Here is a 20,118-nt window from a genome sequence, read left to right on the forward strand (position 1 = left end):
GCAGTATTCGTCGGCAAAAGACGAGAAAGACAGATAGGGGCATCAGAACGATGTGGCGTCGACTATTCATCATCTGCGTCATCGCATTTCAGCTTGGCGGCTGCGCGATCTGGTCGAAGGCGCCGCCGTCATGTGACGGTCTGGCTCGCCGACCGCTCAATCGTTCGTTATGGGATTGGGAGACCGGGACGCCGCTGGCCACGCCAGAATCGCCAATTCCGCCATCCGCACCGGCTCCTGTCATCCGCAAAGGCGAGGCCAGCCCGGTAGCACCCTCCACGCAACTCGCTGCATCAGGCCCGGCCAACATTGCAGCCTCTTACCGCTCCTGCGGCAAGGAGGCGTGAGATGGTCCGGCACGATGACCTGAAAACCTATTTCGACAATGCGCGGCGGTGGGAACAGGATCTGTTGCTATCGGCGCATCGCTCGCGGCGAACAGCATGGGTGATTGCCGCGCTTGCCTGCGCGTTGGCCGTCGCCTCGGTTGGCGCGGTCGCAGCACTAGCGCCGCTAAAGACGGTCGAGCCGTTCGTCATCCGGGTCGATAATGCCACCGGCATTGTGGACACCGTCTCCGCCCTCAATTCGTCGCCGGCGCGCTATGATGAAGCCGTCACCAAGTACTTTCTTGGGCGCTACGTTCGCGCGCGCGAAGGTTACAGCTTTCCCGAGGCCGAAACAAACTTTCGGACGATCTCGCTACTCTCGGGGCAGGGCGAACAGGCCCGTTTCGCGGCCTGGTATCGCGGCTCCAATCCCGAAAGCCCGCAAGTCGTTCAAGGCCGTTTCGGGGTCGCCACCGTGCGGATCAAGGCGATCTCGCTCCTGGCCGACAATGTCGCGTCCGTGCGCTTCATGAAAGAGAGCCGCAAGGGAGAGGAGACGCGCGTGACCCATTGGGTCTCCACCCTGACGTTTTCCTATGCCAATGCGCCGATGTCCTCCGCCGACCGTCTGATCAACCCCCTCGGCTTTCTGGTCTCGGAATATCGCGCCGATCCGGAGGTCGTGCCATGAGGTCTTTCGCTCTCTTGATGACCTTCGCGCTGGGGTTTGCGGGGCCGGTTCTGGCGTTGCAACAGCCGTCACCGGGTCAACACGATGCCCGTGTGCGCACGGTGACCTACGATCCCGCCAATGTCGTCCGGGTCAACGGCATGATCCGGGCATCCACCCAGGTGTTGTTTGCCGATGATGAAGAGGTTGCGCATGTCGCGATTGGCGATGCAGTCGCATGGGAGGTTGCACCGGCGGGTTCGATCCTGTTCCTTAAGCCGCGCGAAAAGCATCCGCCAACCAATCTGCAGGTTGTCACCACGCGCCCAGACGGCCGCAAGCGCTCGTATCAGTTCGAGTTGTCGATCGCCGACACGACGCTTGCAGACAGCTACTTCGTCGTCCGCTTCGCCTATCCCGGCGACGAGATCGAACGCCGGCGTGCGGAGGCGGCCGCCCGCGGCGCCGAGCGCGAAGGCGCACTGATCGACCAGACCTTCGACCTGCATCATGCCTATGGCGCGCGTAACTGGCGGTTTTCGGCGCAGGGCTCGATCGACCTCGAGCCGGAAGCCGTTTTTGACGACGGCAAGGAGACCACGTTCCGCTTCGCGGGCAACCGCGAAATCCCCGCGATCTACCTGATCAACTCCGACGGCTCGGAAAGCCTGGTGCCCAAGGACGTCCGCGGCGAGCTCGTGGTCCTTCACGCGACGGCCCGGGAGTTTCGGCTGCGCAAAGGCGACAACGTGCTCTGCATTTTCAACGAAGCGTTCGATGCGGTGGGGATTAACCCGGGTACCAATACCACCAGCCCGTCGATCGAGCGCCGGGCGAAGAGATCATCACCAACCAGAAGGCCACGATAGGCAAGCGCGACATGACCGAACATGACGATGAGACGATCGCCGGCGACCGTGGCATTACGCCTGCGGGCGGAGGGGACAATCATCGCGCGGCGATGCTCAAACGCGGCTTCGGCGCGCTGGCGCTCACCGCATTTGCCGCTCTGATCATTTGGGGCACTTGGAAGGGCGATAAGCCGGTCAGCGATTCCGCCCGCAAGCTGGTGATCCGCCAGGCGGCGGCGTTCGAGCCTATCCCGGAAGCGCCAGCCACACCTGTTACCACGGCCTCGGTTGGAGCCGCCCCGGTCGCAGCCACGCCAGCGGCCCCCGCACCCGCTTCCGACCAGCTTCTGGAGAGCGCCCGGCGCGCACCGGTGCTGGCCTATAACCGACCGAGTTCCGCGGGACGCGCGGCCCACGACAGCGTGACCGGAAGCGTCGTCACCGCCCCCTATGGGTTTGGACGGAGCGAGCTGCGCAACGACCTTGCCGACAAGCTGAAGCCCACGCCGATCGAGGGCGTGCGCGCGGCGCGGCTTCCCAACCGCAATCTGCTGGTCACCCAGGGCACCTCGATCCCCTGCGTCCTGGAGACGGCGATGTCCTCGGACGTGGCCGGGTTCGTCTCCTGCGTCGTCGTGCGCGACGTGATGTCGGACTCCGGCAACGTGGTGCTGATGGAAAAGGGCACGCAAGTGGTCGGCGAATATCGCGGCAACGTACGGCGCGGCTCAAAACGCCTATTCGTACTGTGGACCCGCGCTAAGACGCCGACCGGCGTCATTGCGGCATTGGCCTCGCCGGCCACCGATGCGCTGGGGCGCGCCGGGTTCGACGGCGACATCGACACCCACTTCTTTGAACGGTTCGGCTCGGCGCTGTTGCTGTCGATCGTCAGCGATGCCTCTTCGATCGGACGTCAGCAACTGCAGGACAGCTCCATCCAGATCAACAACACCACCGGCGCGACCAACACCGCCACCGGTATCGCCGTCGAGCAGTCCATTAACATTCCGCCGACCCTCAACAAGAACCAGGGCGAATTGGTCAATATCTTTGTCGCCCGCGACGTCGATTTCTCCTCGGTCTATCAACTGCGGCGGGTCGAGACCCGCACGCAGATCTTGGACCGCACCATCCCCGGGAGCCTCGCAGCCCCGGCCATGGTGACAAAGTGAGCGCCGTACACTCCATCGAACGCGATGGCAGCCGGCTCGTGCTGGCGCGCTATCTAGAGCCGTTGGCTCCATTTCTGGCAGACAAATCCCTGACCGAAATCGTGGTCAACCGTCCCGGCGAGGTTTTCGTGGAAGGTCCCGGCGGCTGGACCCGGCACGAAGCGCCAGCTCTGACGCATGCCTATCTTTCACACCTTGCGACTGCCGCCGCCGGCCACACCCGTCAGGACATCGGTCCGGAGCACCCAGTGGTGTCGACCACTCTGATCGGCGAGGAGCGCTGCCAGATCGTGGTGCCGCCGGCGGTGCCAGCCGGCATGGTCAGTCTTACGATCCGCAAGCCGTCGGCTTTGACGATGACACTGGACGCCTTCGAGCGGGCAAAACTGTTCGATGAGGTCCGTGTCGCCGATGACGAACTCACTGCCGACGAGCATCGGCTTCTGGCCCTGAAAGAAGCCGGCGCCTGGCGCGACTTCCTCGAGCTCGCCGTCTCAACGCGCCGCAATATCATCATTTCCGGGGCGACTGGTTCGGGAAAGACGACGCTATCCAAGGCGTTGATCGCGGCGATCCCGGCACAAGAGCGGCTTATCACCATAGAGGACACGGCTGAGCTTGTCATCCCTCATCAGAATTGCGTGCGGCTGCTCTACGCCAAGGACGGGCAGGGTGTCGCCAAAATTGGACCGCGCGAACTTCTGGAGTCCTGCCTGCGGATGCGGCCGGATCGCATTCTGCTGCAGGAGCTGCGCGACGGGACGGCATTCTTCTATCTGAGGAATGTGAACTCCGGCCATCCAGGATCGATCACGACGGTTCATGCCGACAGCGCCCGGCTCGCTTTCGAGCAGCTGACGTTGTTGGTCAAGGAAAGCGCGGAAGGCCGCGACCTGCATCGCGATGACATCCGCGCGCTGCTGCTGCTTCTCGTCGACGTCGTCATCCAGATGCAGAAGCGGGACGGCCGCTACCGCATTTCGGAGATATATTATGACCCCGTTCGCAAACGCGACCACCTCAGTTAGGGCGGCGCAGGCGATCACGGTCGCGCTCGCGGCTTCCGCGCTGTTCCTATTCATCGCCTCAAACGTGCTGCTGCTCGGGCTCGGGCTTCACGATGGCGGCCTGCACTGGTCGGAGATCGCCACGGGCTGGCCCCGTTACGGCGCCGACCCACGTTTCGACCGCTGGCTCACCCTGTCGACCCTCACCGGCGTGGTTGCGGTCTTTGGCCTGCTCGGCGCCATCTTCCGGCACCGTCCCCTCCCGCTTCACGGCAGCGCGCGTTTCGCGTCCGAGCGCGAAATCAAGGCCGCTGGCCTGCGATCCAAGGAAGGCGTGCTGCTCGGCCGCAAGGACGGCGCGCTGCTCTGTTTCGGCGGAACGGAGCACGTCCTGGTCTACGCTCCGACCCGTGCCGGCAAGGGCGTCGGCTATGTCATTCCAAACCTGCTCAATTGGCCGGATTCGGTCGTCGTTCTGGATGTGAAGAAAGAAAACTGGGATCGTTCGGCGGGATTTCGGGCGACCCACGGGCAGGAGATCTATCTGTTCGACCCACTCGACGAGAATGGTCGCACCGCGCGCTACAATCCCCTGGGCTATGTGCGCAGCGATCCCGCCGACCTCTACGACGATCTGCAGCGCATCTCCGTCATGTTGTTTCCGGCCGAAAGTCGCGGCGATCCCTTCTGGTTCGAGGCCGCACGGTCGGCCTTTGTCGCGATCGGCGGCTATGTCGCGGAAACGCCGGGCTTGCCGTTGACGATCGGTGAGATCCTGCACCAGCTGTCTGCGGCGCCCGACCTCAAGGCACATTTTGAGAAACTCATCGCCGTTCGCAAGTCCGGCCCGTCGCCACTGTCGCGACACTGCATCACGGCGTTGAACGACTTCCTCGCGGCCTCCGAAAACACCATGAACTCGGTGCGCAAGACCGTCACGGCGAGGCTCGGTCTCTGGCTCAACCCTCGCATCGATGCCGCCACCTCGACCAATGATTTCGATCTGCGGCAGCTGCGGCAAAGACCGATGTCGATCTATCTCGGCGTGACCCCTGACAATCTCGACCGCATGGCGCCGCTTCTGAACTTGTTCTTTCAGCAGGTGGTCGATCTCAATACCCGCGAGCTGCCGGAACAAAATCCCAAACTCAATCGCAAGGTGCTGCTGCTGCTCGATGAATTTCCGGCGCTGGGCAATGTCAACGTACTCGCGAAATCGGTGGCGTTCATCGCCGGTTACGGCATCCGCCTGCTCACCGTGGTCCAGAGTCCGGCCCAGCTACGCGGAATCTATGGAATCGACGCGGCCCGCAATTTCATGACCAACCATGCCGTCGAGGTGGTGTTCGCGCCGAAAGAACAGGACGTAGCAAATGAGCTTTCCGAACGCATCGGCTATGACACCGTGAAAGCGCGTAGCCGCAGCGGACCGAAAGGACTCGCGATGCGCTCGACCAGCGAGACGATTTCTGAACATCGCCGCGCCCTGATGCTACCGCAGGAGCTCAAACTGCTCCCAAAATCCAAGGCCTTCATCCTCGGCACCGGCATTCCGCCTGTTATCGCTGACAAGATCCTCTACTACGAAGACAAGGCATTCGTCTCACGTCTGCTACCGGCGCCTGTCCCGAAGCTACCGAGGGGCCGCTCGACCGCGCTGATTGACGCCGAAATCAAGGAGCTTCGCTCCGAGGTCGCCGAGCTTCGCGCGGTTTTCCGGTCTCGCCCGATGACCGACGAGGAGGTGGCCGATCCCTCCACAATTCCCGCCGACGCCTCCTTCGATTTTCGGGATGTAGACGTCGACCTCGAAGGACTCTCTGAGGACGAGATGAAAGCCTGGACCCTGAACTACATCGATGCCCAGGCCATCCCGCCAGCGCGGCGGGCCGGCCGGAAGCAGAAGGGTGAGCAGCATGAACGACGGGCATGACGCGAGCGAGGATTTCAGCCTGGAGCGGCGACGTCGCACGGGGCGCGCTTCCGCCCGAGACAAGGGGGACGACGAGTCCGTAGCAACAGCCCCCAACAAGCCTTCATCTGCGGAGGTCACCGATAGTGCGTTTCCGGAGCGCATCCATCGGAAATATTACGTGGTGGCCAGTGAACCCCAAAAGGATGGATCCGACCGCGAAGCCCGGCTCTATGCCGATGAGCGGAAAGAGTACCTCGCGTTCAAGGCCACTGACGATCGCCTGGTCACCCGCATAGCTGCCGCAGAAGTGATCCGGGACATGGTCAGCGTGGCACAATATCGCCACTGGGAGGCACTTCACGTCCGTGGTTCTGTCGAGTTCCGACGCGAGGCCTGGCTCGAGGCTAGCGCGCGCGGGATGGATGTCAAAGGCTATCAGCCAAGCGAGCCTGATCGCCAGGCGCTCGCTGACCGGCGAGTCGCATGGGATCGAGCCCAGGCCCGGGCCAACGATGCAGAGGCTCGCTCCGCCTCCGACAGGCCGCTGCAGGCGGATAGGCTCGATTACGACAAGGGCGTTTCTGGACGTCTTATGGAGGTCGGTCATGGCCCCTACCGCAACCGCGCCGACGCCGAGCCCTCAACCTATGTAGCCATTGAACTGGATGATGGCCGGCAACATCAGGTGTGGGGCGTCGGGCTTGAAACGGACGTCGCAAATAGCGGCGGCAGGCCTGGCGACCGCATCTCTTTGCGCAGGGATGGCGTCGAATCCGTCATGAGGGCAATCAAATCCATAGACGCCGCCACAGGACTCGCTAGCATTGAACGGCGGCAGATGTGGCGCAACAGGTGGAGTGTGACGGTGGAGGCACGCCGTGCAGACCGACCGGCGGCCGCGCATGATTCCGACCTGCTCGCGGCCCAATCCCAGATTGCCGTCATCAACAAGCTTGTCGAACGCGCTCTGCCGAACGATGAGAATGCTCGCCAGAACATTATGGCTTTCGCCAGGGAGCGCATCGCCCAGCATCTTGAGAAGGAGCATTCGTTTTCGCGTGCAACAGTCATGGAACCGGTTCGAGATCGTCATCCATCGGAACGAGATAAGGAGATCCGAATAGCTCAGACTGGTGAACGCGCGACAGTGCGTGAGCGTCAGCGCTGAATGCACGAGGTCCATCAATGGGCCGCATTGGGCTTTTGGGAAAGTAACCCCGCCCGAAGACAATCCAAAAATCAGCGTGTTTCTGATTTACCATGCTGGCTGGATTGGACGCCAGCATGGATAGGCAAGCCTTATTCTCTGGATCTCCGTGCGTGTCGTGGCCGCCATCGAGCGCGGGATGTCGCGCAATCGTGCCGCCAAGCAGTTTGGGGTGGCGATCAGTACTGCCATCGGCTGGATGCAGCGGGTCGAGGAGAGCGGCAGCGTTGAGCCTGGCCAGATGGGCGGTCACAAGCCGAAGGCGGTTTCGGGAGACCACGCAATCTGGCTGTCGCAGCGGATCAGGGACGGCGATTTCACCATACGCAGTCTCTTGCCGAGCTCGCCGGTCGCGACCTGAAGATCGACTATCGGTGTGGGACTTCGTGCATGCCGAGAAGCTCAGCTTCAAAAAAAGCGTGGCGGCTGACGAACGCGATCGCCCCGAGGTAGCTCGCCGACGAGCCCAATGGGCAAAGTACCAAGGTCGCGTCGCCGGCTCGCTCGTTTTGCTGAGCAAGACCTTGCGAACCTGGTGAACGGTTTCAGCAAGCGGCAAGATGCAGACACACGCTCTGATCGAGAGGACGTTGATCTGGAGCGATTCGGCCCGAAGGGCGGTCAACTACAAGAATTTGCAGCTTACGGAAGCCGCTATTCGGCTTAGGATTCGATCTGTATCGCGGTGACGGGCTCTTTGCGGCCGCATCGGAGCGGCTCCAATCATCGAAAGTCTCGCGTGATGCCAAGCTTCGTTTTCAGTTCCAAATTGAAGGACGCCCAGCCAGATCCACACAAGGCATGCGCGCTTTATGACGCGGGGGGGCGGGCCTGTAATTTGTCGTCCGTTAATAAGCCGAATTGAGCGGTGCCGGACAGGCTCGCGTGCGGCAGAGCTGGATCAGGAGCAGGCACCAAAGTTCTCTGAGCCAGGCGAGGATACGGCGGAAGTTGTGGCCGACGGCGGAGAGGATGACGTTAACCGCATCGCCGGGGCGGCCTTTGAGGTAGCATCGGCCGAGGTGACCATCGGTTCTTCAGGTGTCCGATAATGGGCTCGATGGCGGAGCGGCGGCGTAGCTCGCGCTTGATGATACCGAAGACGCCGCGCTACAGCGCTTCTGGCCGGAGATGCAGACGCGACGAGGATTTTGCGCGTCGTGGCCGCGGTACCCCTTGTCGACATAGGCCCGCTCGATCGCACAGCCGGTGAGTGTCTCGGTGCGGTCGATGACGTCCCGCAAGGTGTGACCATCGTACGGGTTATCGGGTAGCGCCCTGGCGTGCAGCACGAACAGGCCGCCAGGAGCACGGCGGTTGTTGGTGACGATGGAGGCTTTGACACCGAACTCGTAGGGCGCGGCGGCCTTGCCCTTGCCGATGCACTCGACCTCTGGAGCATGGAAGGAATAAGCTTCCAGCCGCGCTGGTGCTGCTGCTGCGAGCGGATCTGCGAGGCCCGGCCGAGCGGGAGGGCGAAGGCGTTCGGGAGCACGGCCTGACCTTCGATCTTGCGGCGGATATCGCGGATGATCCGGCCCAGCCGGCTGCGCAGGATGCGCAACTGCCGCCGATGCCGCTTGAATTGCTTGGCGTGGGCGTAGCGTCCCGCCATCATCGCCCCGGTCTTGGCAATGCGAAGATAGGACTGCCGCAGCTTGACCCCGTGCTTCCTCGCCAGGCGGTTAAGCCCCTTGATTGCCGCGTGCAGCAGCTTGGCATCGGTCGGGAAGGTGATGGCCTTCGGCTGCACGGTGGTATCGACCGTGACCCGCTTGAGGTCCTGGCTGCGCAACGCGCCGGCCGAGAACTCTTCGCCGGTGAAGTACTGAAAATACGGGTCGTGGACCCAACGCTCGCACCCCCCTCATCGGACAGGCCGTAAATGTGCTTGAGCAGCCCGATCATGAAGCGGGTCGCGATGCCCGGCCGACCGTTCTCGCTGTAGAGCGGCGCGATCTCGCCGTCGATCCAGTCCCAGTCGACCTTGCCGGCGAGCTGAACCAGCTCGTGCTTCATGTTGATGATCTGGTCCAGCCTGGCCCGGAACAGATCGCCCGATCCCGTCGCTTTGGGCTTCTTCGGTCGCATCGCCACCTCCGATGCGAGGACGGAATCATGACTGGCGATTCGATGGAATCCTCAAAACGAAATTGCAGGGTTCCGATGCCCGAAGCATCAAAACCCTGCAATCGCAAAACAGCCGATCCGCCAGATTACGATTCCAGATCAGTCACTTGGTCGCTCTTAACATGGCGTAATCGCGGCTGACGACTTCTTGAGGACACGAGGGGCGGTAGGATCGGCCTCAGCAGATTATCGAAAGGGAGCAGCTCCATGAAGCAGTACGTTGGTTTGGACATCTCTATGGAAGAGACCAGCATTTGCGTTTTGGACCAGAGCGGCGACGTGTCATTCGAAGGTTGCGTGTCCACCGATCCGGAGGCGATCGCTCAACTCTTGCGGCGGCATGCCGGCAATGCTGAGCGGATCGTTTTCGAAACGGGCGCGCTTTCCAATTGGCTCTGGCACCAACTCAGAGCGCTGGGCTTTCCGGTGATTTGCCTTGATGCACGTCATGCCAACGCAGCGTTATCGATGCGCATCAACAAGTCGGACCAGAACGATGCCAAGGGGCTAGCCGAAATGGCGCGCATGGGGTGGTACCGAGAAGCTGCCGTGAAGGGGGCAGAGAGCTGGAAAACCCGCTCAATGCTGGCGGCTCGAACCAAGCTGGTGAATCTGCGGCGAGATATTGACAACCAAATGCGAGGTCTGTGCAAGGGGGTGGGAATAGTGCTCGGCAAGGCCGGCTCGACCAACCTGGCTCGCAAAGTCGACGCCGTGCTTGCTGATGCGCCGGATCTACAAGAGATTTTCGCACCGCTGCTCCTTGCCCAGTCCTGTTTGACCGAGCAAATTGAGAAGTTCGATCGACAACTCCTGGCCATGGCAAAAAGCGACCAAACTGTTCGGCGAATGATGACCGTTCCCGGTATCGGTCCCCTGACTGCCCTGTCCTTCGTCGTTACCATCGACGACCCCACTCGCTTCAGACATTCCGCCGACGTGGGCGCCTATTTAGGCCTGACACCAAGACGTTATCAATCCGGTGAGATCGATCGCACTGGCCGCATCTCCAAGCGTGGCAACCACCAGGTTCGAACTTATTTGTTCGAGGCCGCGAACGTCCTGCTGACCGTCGTCCGGCGAGGTTCTGCGCTCAAGCGCTGGGGCAGCAAGCTGGCCAAACGCATCGGCACAAAAAAGGCCAAGGTTGCTCTCGCTCGCAAAATGGCTGTCATCCTCCATGCCATCTGGACCGATGGCACCGAGTTCCAGGCAGAGATGCGCGCCGCATGAACCAGCCTTAACCAACCGAGATCCGCCTCGGCGGAAAATGCGTCCCTGCCGGGACGAAGGTGTTGGCAATCTCGAAGTCGCCCCTGCGGGCGGTAACGCACCGCGCTCTTAACATCGAGATGCCACACTTCTTGAACGCCATCATGCGGCGCTCACTGCATAGAGACGACCGCGGAAAGAACCATGAACCCGGCAGGGGATCATTTTTGTCGATCGGGGTTGACACCCTGCCCGATCGCGCCGTACCCCAGTTCACTGCGCGGCCGGAGGCTCGAGCCCGCAAGCCAGGCATTGGTCAAATTTCACGGACGATTGGCTGCGAGGCTCGATTCCGAGATTGCCTTGGCACCAGTGGAGCAAAACCTGCTGGACTTCCTCAATGGTATCAGGCTGTCGCCATCGATGATGGCGCAGGCCTGTCGGCAGAATGCGACCATGCGCGCGCCCCTCGGCCTGGACACGGTGGGGCGTGCCCCCACCGCCGCGCTGTCGTTCGCGCTTTATTGCAACGCGCTGCTGAGTATATGCGCCCCAAAGGCAGACCAGATGAATACCAACCCACCCGTTCAGCTCACCGCGAATTTCTCCATTTCCACTCGCGACCAGTCGCCGCACCCGGCGCAGGGGCTATTTTCGCACAAGCGCGTTAGCATTGCTGGCCGGCAGCGAAAACGCTCGCTTGGCTGCTCAGCGATTTTGTCACCAATGAACTGCCGCACCGCATTGCGGAGATTAGATGCAGTGAACAACCAAATGACGCGGTCAGGACCCTTGGCCGCCCGCGTTGAAGGCCGGGGATTGGGCGAAGGCGCTTTCGGCCGTCGAAGAGGCTGTCGCCGTGATGCCGGACGACCTCCATTTCCGCATGCTCCATGCGGATCTGTTGCTTCATAAACTGCGCGACTTGCAGTCCGGCTTGCCGGCCCTGCGGCAATTTGTTCGGGACGCGATCGACAAAAACTCCGAGCTTTGGATGGAAGGGGCGCTGCGCCAACTCTTGAGTTCGGCGAATGATAACTCCCACTTCTCGCCTGCCGAGCGCCTTGGGATGAGCAAGGATGTTGTCCGAACTGCTCGGTCCTTATAGCACGACAACCGGTGAGCAACCAGGCCGTGCGAGATATGTCGTTTTGGCGTTATCTTTGTCGATTTGTCGCGTTCGCAACACGATCATTCAGAGTTTGCTACCACGCGCTCAGCCAAGTCACTGAACAAAATAAAAGAGCGGCTTTTGGAATTCCCCTGTGCAACTGGCACGAACATTGAAGACGTCATTCGTGACGGCAGCGGCCGCTGACCGTCCTCACGGAAAAGGAGTCAAGAAATGAAAAGCGACATGTCCGATTATGATGTAACTGAACTGACTCTCGAAGAAGCATGTTCAACTTCGGGAGGCGACAAATGTATCATTTTTAAGCCGTCGCCGGGTGGCGGTATCACCATTGAGCCAATCCCCTGCCCCCCGCCGGGGACAGAGGGTTGATGTAAACTGACTACGAGCCTGCCAGAGACGCGATCGTAACTCGCGTTCGCTGGCAGGCTTATTCTTATGCCCTCGTAGAGGCCAGATTCGCGCGAAAGCCGATCTTGCTCGCGACCAAAAGATGACTAATCTCGATCGGCGGCGGAGGCCGAAGCCCGCCAATCGGCATCGCTGATGGTGCTTACCATCTGGAAAGAGGGGAGCCATGAAGCCTGAGATGTGGCTGAATTAACAGTTGAAGAAGCATCTGAACCTTCCGGAGGGAGTAGTTCTCGCAACTGCACTCGCGGCTATGGCTGCGTGGCAGCTGTCATCCGCCGCACTTGCATCTGAAGCGAGTTAGATGCGCAACCGCCTGACGTCGCATGGTGCAGACTGGCGGTTTCGCTACCAAATTAACGATCGCAAACCTTGTGACATAATCGAACAATGACCAATATCTTACTTCCTCCTGAAATTGTGAGCTATACGGCCGAGAGCATCCTCTCCCGGCAATCAGGACGATCTTTTCTCATTTACAAGATCATTGTGCTTTCTGTGGTCGCCGCATTGGTGGCGTTGCCACTCATTACCGTAACGGTCTCTGTTCAAAGCGCCGGCACCATTCGTCCCACCATCGAGAAAACTCCCCTGATCGCGCCCGTCTCAGGGCGCATTTCGCGTATCCTTGCCGTTGAGAACGATGTGGTTGCCCTGGGGCAAGAGATCCTCACCCTCGATGCCGCGGTGGTTGAGGAGAAGCTCAGAGCAGTTACAGGCGAAATTCGCGCCAAGGGCGATCTAGCCCGTGACCTCGAGACCCTAATCTCCTCCGGAACAGAAGCCAAGGACCCGATCCAGCTGCTGACCGAGTCCGCCACGGCCGAGCGGCTGCATTTTCTGAACCTGCTGCGGGAGAATGAATATGCCCGCAGTAACGCCGCGGCAGAACTCGAGCGCGCCAAGCGGCTGCTCTCCGTTGCTGCAGCGCCCGCAAAGGCGGTCGACGAACGGGCTTTCGCTCTCCAGAGCATTGAGGTCAAAGGCGAGATCCTCGCCCGTCGCAAAGCCGCCGAGTGGAACCAACAGCTCTTCGACACGAACCTGCGCTTGAAGGAACTCACTGCCAGCTTGCATCAGCTCGAGAACGAACGAGATCTGACCCGGATTCGAGCTCCCGTGTCCGGTGCTCTAGAGCAATTCTCCGGCCTCACCCCTGGTGGCTACGTCCAGGCGGGGCAAACTGTCGCTCGCGTCTCGCCGGATGGCGAACTGGTGGCGGAGATCTACGTCTCCCCCAACGACATTGGCTTCGTGCGAACCGGCCAGTCAGTGCGGCTCCAGGTGGATGCCTTCAACTACAATCAATGGGGCGTTCTAGAGGCGACAGTGCTCAACGTGGCCCAGGACTTCACCCTCCACGATAAAAACCCGATCTTTAAGGTCCGCTGCGCGCTCTCTGCCAGTCATCTCACGCTCAAGAACGGGGTCATCGGTCAGTTGAAAAAAGGCATGACCGTGCGAGCCCGCTTCCTCGTGGCCGACCGCAGCCTCCTCCAACTCTTCTACAATGAGGTCGACGATTGGCTCAATCCGCTCCTTGCAGGCGGTTAATTCTTCCTCTTCAGAAACAGTGAGCGTCAATGTCGAGTAACGTCATCAAGTACAAACAGCGCGACGCCACGGATTGCGGAGCCGCCAGTCTTGCTTCCGTCGCAGCTTTCTATGGCTACAAGCTGCCATTGTCACGCATCCGCCAGTATGCGTCGACCGGCCGCTCCGGCACCACGGTGTCGGGCCTCATGCAAGCGGCTCAACAGTTAGGTTTCATCGCCAAAGGGGTGAAGGGTGGGTTCGACAGCCTTTACAAGATTCCCAAGCCCGCCATCGCGCATTTAGTCGTTAAGGAGGTCCTACACCACTTCGTCGTCATACAGGCGATCGACCGCCGGTCGATCATCGTCATGGACCCGGCCTATGGCGAAATCCGCAAGTTGTCGCACCAAGAATTTAAGATGCAATGGACTGGCGTCTTAGTGCTTTTGGTTCCGGCAGACATATTCCAGCGCCGCGACGAGACCACCTCGTCCTTCGTCCGCTTCGCCCGTCTGCTTGCGCCACATAGGGAGCTGATGGCGCAGGCTCTCATCGGGTCACTGGTGACGACGATCCTTGGCCTCTCGACGGCTATCTACGTCCAGAAGATCGTCGATCATGTGATCGCAGCGGGCAACCACAACCTACTCAACCTGATGAGTGTCGCCATGTTGCTGATCCTGCTGCCGCAGACTCTGATCAATCTCCTCAGAAATCGGCTTCTCCTGCAAACGGGACAGAAGATCGATGTCTGCTTGATCCTCGGCTATTACAATCACGTCCTGGGCCTGCCCCAGAAGTTTTTCGACAGCATGCGTATAGGTGAAATCGTCTCCCGTATGAACGACGCAATGAGGATCAGAAGCTTCCTGAACGAAGTCTCGATCACCATGGTGGTTAACGTGCTCGTGATACTGTTCTCGTTCGGGCTGATGTTCGTCTACTCGTGGAAGATCGCCTTGGTCGTGGCGACCTCTATCCCACTATACTTATTGGTCTATTGGACCATCAATTGGCTGAATAGGAAGCGCCAGCGCACCATTATGGAAAATGCCGCCGATCTGGAAGCGCAATTGGTTGAATCACTAGGAGCGGTCTCCACGATCAAGACATTCGGTATAGAGAGCCTGGCCAATCTTAAGATGGAGACCCGCTTCATCAAGATGCTACACTCCGTCTATAGCGCCGGCCTTATCTCGGTCTTCGGAGACAATGCCTCAACCCTCCTCTCAAGCCTATTCACCGTCGTGCTTATGTGGTTCGGTACGACGCTTGTCCTCGATCAGAGCGTCACGCCCGGCGAACTACTGTCCTGCTATACGCTGCTTGGCTATATTACCCGGCCGGTTGCCAGCCTGATCCAAACCAATCGGATCGCTCAGGATGCGTTTATCGCCGCGGATCGCCTGTTCGAGATCTTCGACCTGGAGCCGGCAAGCGGTGGCAGCATCGATGCCACCAAGTCCGAACTTGGCGATATCTGCCTGGAGAACGTCACGTTTCGGCATGGCGCGCAGCCTGAGCTTTTCCAGGATCTCAGCATCACCTTCCGCCGAGGCGAGATGACGGCCGTGGTGGGGAAAAGCGGCTCCGGCAAGAGCTCCCTTGCAGCGCTGGTGCAGAATCTCTATCCGCTTGAGCGTGGATGTATCCGGATCGGCCCGCATGACCTCCAGGACCTCTCGACTGAATCCCTGCGTAAAGTTGTCGCTGCGGTACCGCAGTCGGTCGACGTGTTCTCCGGCTCGGTGATCGATAACATCGCCCTTGGTGAGTCCGAGCCGGACATCGAGAAGATCGTGAAGATCTGCGATCAAATAGGGCTGCGGTCGGTGGTCGACCGCTGGCCCGGTGGCTTCCAGGCCTATCTGGGCGAGAACGGCGTACGCCTGTCCGGCGGCGAGAAGCAGCGTCTAGCCCTGGCTCGCGCCCTGTACCGGGACCCGGAAATCCTGATCCTCGACGAGGCGACCTCCTCTCTCGATTCGGTCGCCGAGGCGCTTGTCGTAGGGGCGGTTGAGGAATTGCGTCGGGCCGGTAAGATCATCATCGCGATCTCTCATCGACTGAGCACCATTTGCGAGGCCGACAAGATCGTGGTCTTGGACAATGGACGGGTTGTTGCGGAAGGAAGGCATCCTGATCTGCTGGCAGCTGAAGGTGCTTACGCTCGATTGTGGCGGGCACAACTTGGAACCAGCTAATATTTCTACTGTCATTGCTGTGTGCATCCGAGCAACACTGCATTGAAGTCCCGGTCCCCGTCTTCGATGGCCTTCAAGATCTGATGCTGAGGAGCTAGTAATAGCGCGCGTTCTCCGGGTCGCGCTCATTCTTCGCCGTGTTCAGCCACGCGTCCAAAGTGGTGGTCGTGGTTCGAACGCACGACGATGGTTTGCAACGAAGACCGATGGCCCTCAGTCATGAAGTCGGTCGTGAGAGCTGGTCCCGGTTGTCTGAACAGATTTTCCGCGTCGATAAGTGGAGCCTCTGCCAAGATTAGGCTGCCAAGCGGAGTGGCAGCGGGTTGAAGTAGGCTTGATCGGGGGTGACGCCGTCAAGGCTCGAATGCGGGCGCCGACCGTTGTAGAAGTCGAGGTATCGGCCGATCGACGCGAGGGCCTCGCTGACGCTGTCATAGGCCCGCAGATACACCTCCTCGTATTTGACGCTGCGCCATAGCCGTTCGACAAACACGTTGTCCCGCCAGGCTCCCTTGCCGTCCATGCTGATCGCAATGCCGTTGTCGGCGAGCGCGCCGGTAAAAGCCTGTCCGGTGAACTGCGAGCCCTGATCCGTGTTGAAGACGTCCGGCTTGCCGTGACGAGCCAGGGCATCCTGAAGCGTCTCGACACAGAACGCCGCCTCCATGGTGATCGATACGCGCCACGACAGCACGCGGCGGCTGAACCAGTCGAGCACAACCGCCAAATAGACGAAGCCGCGCGCCATCGGGAGTGGAGTAAGAAGCGCGAGCGCGCTTCTCCTCCCCGAACCGTACGTGCACCTTTCAGCGCATACGGCTCTCTGTTCAAGCTTGGCCCATGGCCATAGCAACATCCTGATAGTGCGAGGTGACAGTGCTGCGGGCTTCTTTTCGGAAGATGTAGGGATTTTCCTCCGGATTGCGCCATCGGAACTGCGCCTTCGGACTTGAGACAAGCCGGTAAAGTGCTTTTCCGTGGGGCCCGCCGCGTTCATTTCGACCAAACACGAGCCAGGTTTTCGCCTTGCCCGGTTCCGGGGGTCGGTACCATTTCCGCATCAAAGGTTTGATGCGAGACCGGTATTTGTGCCCCAGCCAGTGCGCCATTTTCCAGAATACGACATGGTCGATGCGCCGGAATACGTGCGCGGTGAAGTCGGTGAACTTATAGAACGCTGCCCATCCCGCCAGTTGACGGTTCAGGCCAGCGATCATGTCGACCGTGCTGACACTATGATTGCCGGAAAGGGCTTCAGTGAGCCTGCGAACAAACCCCTTCGCCTTTTCCTTGGGTATCGTTGTGACGACGGACATGCGCCCGTGCGACCCTCGCTTGCGAATGATCCTGTGCCCCAGAAAGACGAAGCCGTCATTGACGTGAGTGATATGGGTTTTCTCCATATTCAGCGTCAACTTCAGCTTGCCTTCCAGAAAGGCGCGGCATTCTTCGCGGATTTCCTCTGCTTGAGCTTTGGTCCCTTTTACGATGACGACAAAGTCGTCAGCGTATCGGCAATAAGCAACCGCCGGCTTCCATTGCCGGTTCTCTCGAACCGTGATCGGGCGGCCAAGCTTGATGCCGAAGTTCCATGCCCAGCGGTCCTTGCGAGCCTTGTCGCTCAGGTATTTCGCTTCCAGCCACGCATCAAACTCGTGGAGCATGATGTTGGACAAGAGCGGTGACAGCACGCCACCTTGCGGAACACCCTCGCTGGAGGCTGTAAACAGGTCACGGTCAATGTGACCTGCCTTCAGGAACCGCCAGAGAAGATCAACAAACCGCCCGTCCTGCACTCGTCGCCGCACACATCTGATAAGCAGCCGGTGATGGACCGTGTCGAAGTAGCTTGCCAGATCACCTTCGATGATCCAGCGGCCCCTCGTCATGTCGGCTCCATCCTGGAGCTGTATCTTCACGGTGCGGACGGCATGGTGCACGCTCCGTTCAGGCCGGAAGCCATAGGATAGGCGATGGAAGTCGCTTTCCCAGATTGGCTCCATGGCCATGAGCATGGCTCGTTGGACGATGCGATCCGTCAGAGTCGGAATGCCCAGTGGGCGTAGCTTGCCGTTGGTTTTCGGGATATAGATTCGCTTCACCGGCTGGGGGCGATAACTCTCCTCCAGCAGGCTTTTCCGCAGGTCATCCAGATGCTGATCCAATCTGACCTGCAGTCGTTGCTTATCTATTCCGTCGATGCCCGGTGTTCGTGCGCCACTTGACGCCAGAACAATCCGAGCGGCCTCGGCAAGCCATTCCCGGTTGGCAATCAGCCGAAGGAGGCGATCGAACCTTCGGTTCGGATCGCTCCCGGCCCATGTCGCGAGCTTGTGCTGCATTTCACTGATTATCAAAGGTCTTCACCTCATTGGGTCAGGTAGTTTGCACTCCAAGCAGTTTGAACTGTTCCCCTTCGCCATGTGGCAGGCTTTCCCTGCCGCGGACTACTACGGAAACTCCGCCAGCATGGTGGACGTCAGGGTCAACTCCCTTGCGACACAAAGCATCGTGGGTATTCCATCATGCCTTCCCTCGTTCATATGCTGGACGTCATCGTATTGGTGAGGCTGCCGGTCGCAGTCTTTTCCCTTGCTTTCCGCAAGTCGATGCCGATGCCATGGTCTGGCTGCGTTCTCCCCATGACCCCTCGCGAGCGTCCTTACATCTGGGCTCGCGTTCGGATGCCGGCCGTCATATCTGTCCGGCGACATCATCAGCATTCCACCTGTTAAGCCGTGTAGGCGGAGGCGACATTTCAGCCCTCAGATGCGGGTGAACCGGTTCGTGTTCCTCAACCTTCCAATACTTCAGCCTCGGGGACCATCTCGGCTTAACGGCTTCGCCTCAATCCCCTTTACCTGCGGGCTACGTCACCCTGCCAGTTGACGACAGGTCACCGCCGCTTGGGCTCGTGTCCCCTCACAGCAGGGGACAAGTCATTTTTTTTTCTTCCTCCTTTCGCTTTTGCATTCCAGTCATACGCGCTTCCCCAAATGTGGGGCGAGGCGCACTGTAGGTGATGTCCATCGCCCACACCTGGTTCGGCCGCGTGATCTCCATCCCGCGCAGCAGGTACGGGTAGATCTTGTGGCCCGGCTCGGGCTTTGTCGTCCGTGGACGGCGATAGAGCGCTTCTATCCCCATCCGCCGCATCAGCGTCTTCACATGCCGACGGCCGATCTTGCACCCCTCGGCAGCCAGCAGCCCTCGCAACATGCGAGAGCCGGCAAAAGGGAACTCCAGATGCAGCCGGTCGAGGCGCTGCATGATCGCAAGGTCGGCGTCCGGCACCGGCCGCGGCAGGTAGTACACGCTGCCGCGGCTGATGTTCAAAGCCTCCGCCTGCCTGGTGATCGGCAGCTCGTGCTCACGGTCGATCATCGCTTTGCGCTCAGCAATCCCGCCTTGGTGAGCGCTCCTTCTAAAAAATCGTTCTCCAGCGTCAGTTCGCCGATCTTGGCGTGCAGCGACTTCACGTCGACGGCTGCTTGCTCCGCTCCAGAGCCGCCGCCAGGACCGAACGCATCGGCGGCCTTGCTTTCAAGCTGAGCCTTCCACGTCGTGATCTGATTGGGGTGGACGTCGAACTGCTCGGCAAGCTGAGCCAACGTTCGATCGCCCTTCACGGCGGCGAGCGCCACCTTCGCCTTGAAGGCGGGTGTGTGGTTCCGGCACGTTCTTCTGCTCATTGTCGCTCCTGATTTGCAGGCACAGCGTGCCCGCTGTCAGGCAGAAACTCCACTTATCGCCCTGTGCAGAATTCCGGGGCCGGCTCTTACGTCACCCTGCCAGTTGACAGCAGGTCACCGCCGCTTGGGCTCATACTTCCCCACAGCAGGAAGCAGGCTCATCACATTTCCTGCTTTCTCAATGCATTCCAAACATACGCTTCCCCGATTCCTCGGGGCGAGGCGCACGATACGTGATGTCGGCCGCCCATACCTGGTTTGGCCGGTCGATCGTCAAGTTGCGCAACAGATAGGGATAGATCTTGTGGCCCGGCGCTGGCCTCGTCGTGTTCGGCCTTGGTCCCAGCGCCGCGATGCCCATCTTGCGCATCAACCGCTGCACGCGCCTACGATTGACCTGAAGCCCTTCAACCTTCAGCATCGCCGTCATTCGCCGCGAGCCCAGGAACGGCCAGGCGGTGAACAGCTCGTCGATCCGCCGCATCAGGGCAAGGTGCTGTCGTTGGCCGGCCGTGGCGGCCGGTAGACCCCAGAGCGCGCGATGCCAAGCAACATGCATTGCCGGCGGATCGACAGCGCCATGTCGGCGCGATCGAGCATTCCTCGACGGTCCGGCGTGCTCATCTTCCGGACCTCCGCGCTAAAAA

At 60.3% G+C, this 20,118-nt stretch carries 14 protein-coding genes and 3 pseudogenes; 11 read left to right on the forward strand and 6 right to left on the reverse strand.

Annotated elements, in window-relative coordinates; genetic code table 11:
- The first annotated feature begins 348 nt into the window (after positions 1-348).
- From ACKWRH_RS46420 to ACKWRH_RS46450, 7 genes are all read left to right on the forward strand, one after another.
- On the forward strand, positions 349-1,020 hold the full coding sequence (locus tag ACKWRH_RS46420) for a virB8 family protein (RefSeq protein WP_445222695.1): 672 nt from the start codon (positions 349-351) through the stop codon (positions 1,018-1,020).
- Positions 1,017-1,868, forward strand: coding sequence for a P-type conjugative transfer protein VirB9 (gene virB9 / locus ACKWRH_RS46425; RefSeq protein WP_445222696.1), 852 nt, complete (start codon positions 1,017-1,019; stop codon positions 1,866-1,868). Before ACKWRH_RS46420 ends, virB9 begins: the two co-directional genes overlap by 4 nt.
- 11 nt (positions 1,869-1,879) lie before the next feature.
- A complete protein-coding gene (gene virB10 / locus ACKWRH_RS46430; RefSeq protein ID WP_445222697.1) occupies positions 1,880-3,025 on the forward strand; it encodes a type IV secretion system protein VirB10 in 1,146 nt (381 codons plus the stop codon).
- Complete coding sequence (virB11, locus tag ACKWRH_RS46435; RefSeq protein ID WP_445222698.1) at positions 3,022-4,053, forward strand: P-type DNA transfer ATPase VirB11; 1,032 nt, start codon at positions 3,022-3,024, stop codon at positions 4,051-4,053. Before virB10 ends, virB11 begins: the two co-directional genes overlap by 4 nt.
- On the forward strand, positions 4,019-5,965 hold the full coding sequence (locus tag ACKWRH_RS46440; RefSeq protein WP_445222699.1) for a type IV secretory system conjugative DNA transfer family protein: 1,947 nt from the start codon (positions 4,019-4,021) through the stop codon (positions 5,963-5,965). Before virB11 ends, ACKWRH_RS46440 begins: the two co-directional genes overlap by 35 nt.
- Positions 5,949-7,115, forward strand: coding sequence for an LPD7 domain-containing protein (locus tag ACKWRH_RS46445; RefSeq protein WP_445222700.1), 1,167 nt, complete (start codon positions 5,949-5,951; stop codon positions 7,113-7,115). Before ACKWRH_RS46440 ends, ACKWRH_RS46445 begins: the two co-directional genes overlap by 17 nt.
- 157 nt (positions 7,116-7,272) lie before the next feature.
- A complete protein-coding gene (locus tag ACKWRH_RS46450) occupies positions 7,273-7,515 on the forward strand; it encodes a hypothetical protein (protein WP_445222701.1) in 243 nt (80 codons plus the stop codon).
- A 487-nt stretch (positions 7,516-8,002) separates the two neighbouring features.
- Here ACKWRH_RS46450 and ACKWRH_RS46455 read toward each other — a convergent pair.
- Positions 8,003-9,245, reverse strand: a pseudogene (locus ACKWRH_RS46455) (IS5 family transposase).
- 246 nt (positions 9,246-9,491) lie between these two features.
- On the opposite strand from ACKWRH_RS46455, the gene ACKWRH_RS46460 reads away from it, so the two are divergent.
- From ACKWRH_RS46460 to ACKWRH_RS46475, 4 genes are all read left to right on the forward strand, one after another.
- Positions 9,492-10,517 (forward strand): IS110 family transposase, encoded by a 1,026-nt coding sequence (locus ACKWRH_RS46460; RefSeq protein WP_445222702.1) that lies wholly within the window; start codon positions 9,492-9,494, stop codon positions 10,515-10,517.
- Between the two features lie 784 nt (positions 10,518-11,301).
- A complete protein-coding gene (locus ACKWRH_RS46465) occupies positions 11,302-11,604 on the forward strand; it encodes a hypothetical protein (RefSeq protein ID WP_445222703.1) in 303 nt (100 codons plus the stop codon).
- A gap of 825 nt (positions 11,605-12,429) precedes the next feature.
- Positions 12,430-13,593: an HlyD family secretion protein gene (locus tag ACKWRH_RS46470; RefSeq protein ID WP_445222704.1), complete on the forward strand. Its 1,164-nt coding sequence runs from the start codon at positions 12,430-12,432 to the stop codon at positions 13,591-13,593.
- A 29-nt stretch (positions 13,594-13,622) separates the two neighbouring features.
- A complete protein-coding gene (locus ACKWRH_RS46475; protein WP_445222705.1) occupies positions 13,623-15,779 on the forward strand; it encodes a peptidase domain-containing ABC transporter in 2,157 nt (718 codons plus the stop codon).
- 295 nt (positions 15,780-16,074) lie between these two features.
- On the opposite strand, the pseudogene ACKWRH_RS46480 reads toward ACKWRH_RS46475, so the two are convergent.
- From ACKWRH_RS46480 to ACKWRH_RS46500, 5 genes and pseudogenes are all read right to left on the reverse strand, one after another.
- Positions 16,075-16,542 (reverse strand): annotated as a pseudogene (locus tag ACKWRH_RS46480) (transposase); the annotation flags it as partial.
- A 64-nt stretch (positions 16,543-16,606) separates the two neighbouring features.
- Positions 16,607-18,136, reverse strand: a complete 1,530-nt coding sequence (ltrA, locus tag ACKWRH_RS46485; protein ID WP_445222706.1) for a group II intron reverse transcriptase/maturase — start codon at positions 18,134-18,136, stop codon at positions 16,607-16,609.
- Between the two features lie 658 nt (positions 18,137-18,794).
- Positions 18,795-19,471, reverse strand: a pseudogene (locus tag ACKWRH_RS46490) (IS3 family transposase); the annotation flags it as partial.
- Between the two features lie 178 nt (positions 19,472-19,649).
- The gene (locus ACKWRH_RS46495; RefSeq protein ID WP_445222707.1) at positions 19,650-19,955 is read right to left on the reverse strand and encodes an IS3 family transposase; all 306 of its coding nucleotides are present in this window, start codon (positions 19,953-19,955) and stop codon (positions 19,650-19,652) included.
- Positions 19,955-20,095, reverse strand: coding sequence for a hypothetical protein (locus ACKWRH_RS46500; RefSeq protein ID WP_445222708.1), 141 nt, complete (start codon positions 20,093-20,095; stop codon positions 19,955-19,957). Before ACKWRH_RS46500 ends, ACKWRH_RS46495 begins: the two co-directional genes overlap by 1 nt.
- Positions 20,096-20,118: the final 23 nt, after the last annotated feature.

The sequence above is a fragment of the Bradyrhizobium sp. Pa8 genome, assembly GCF_052588265.1.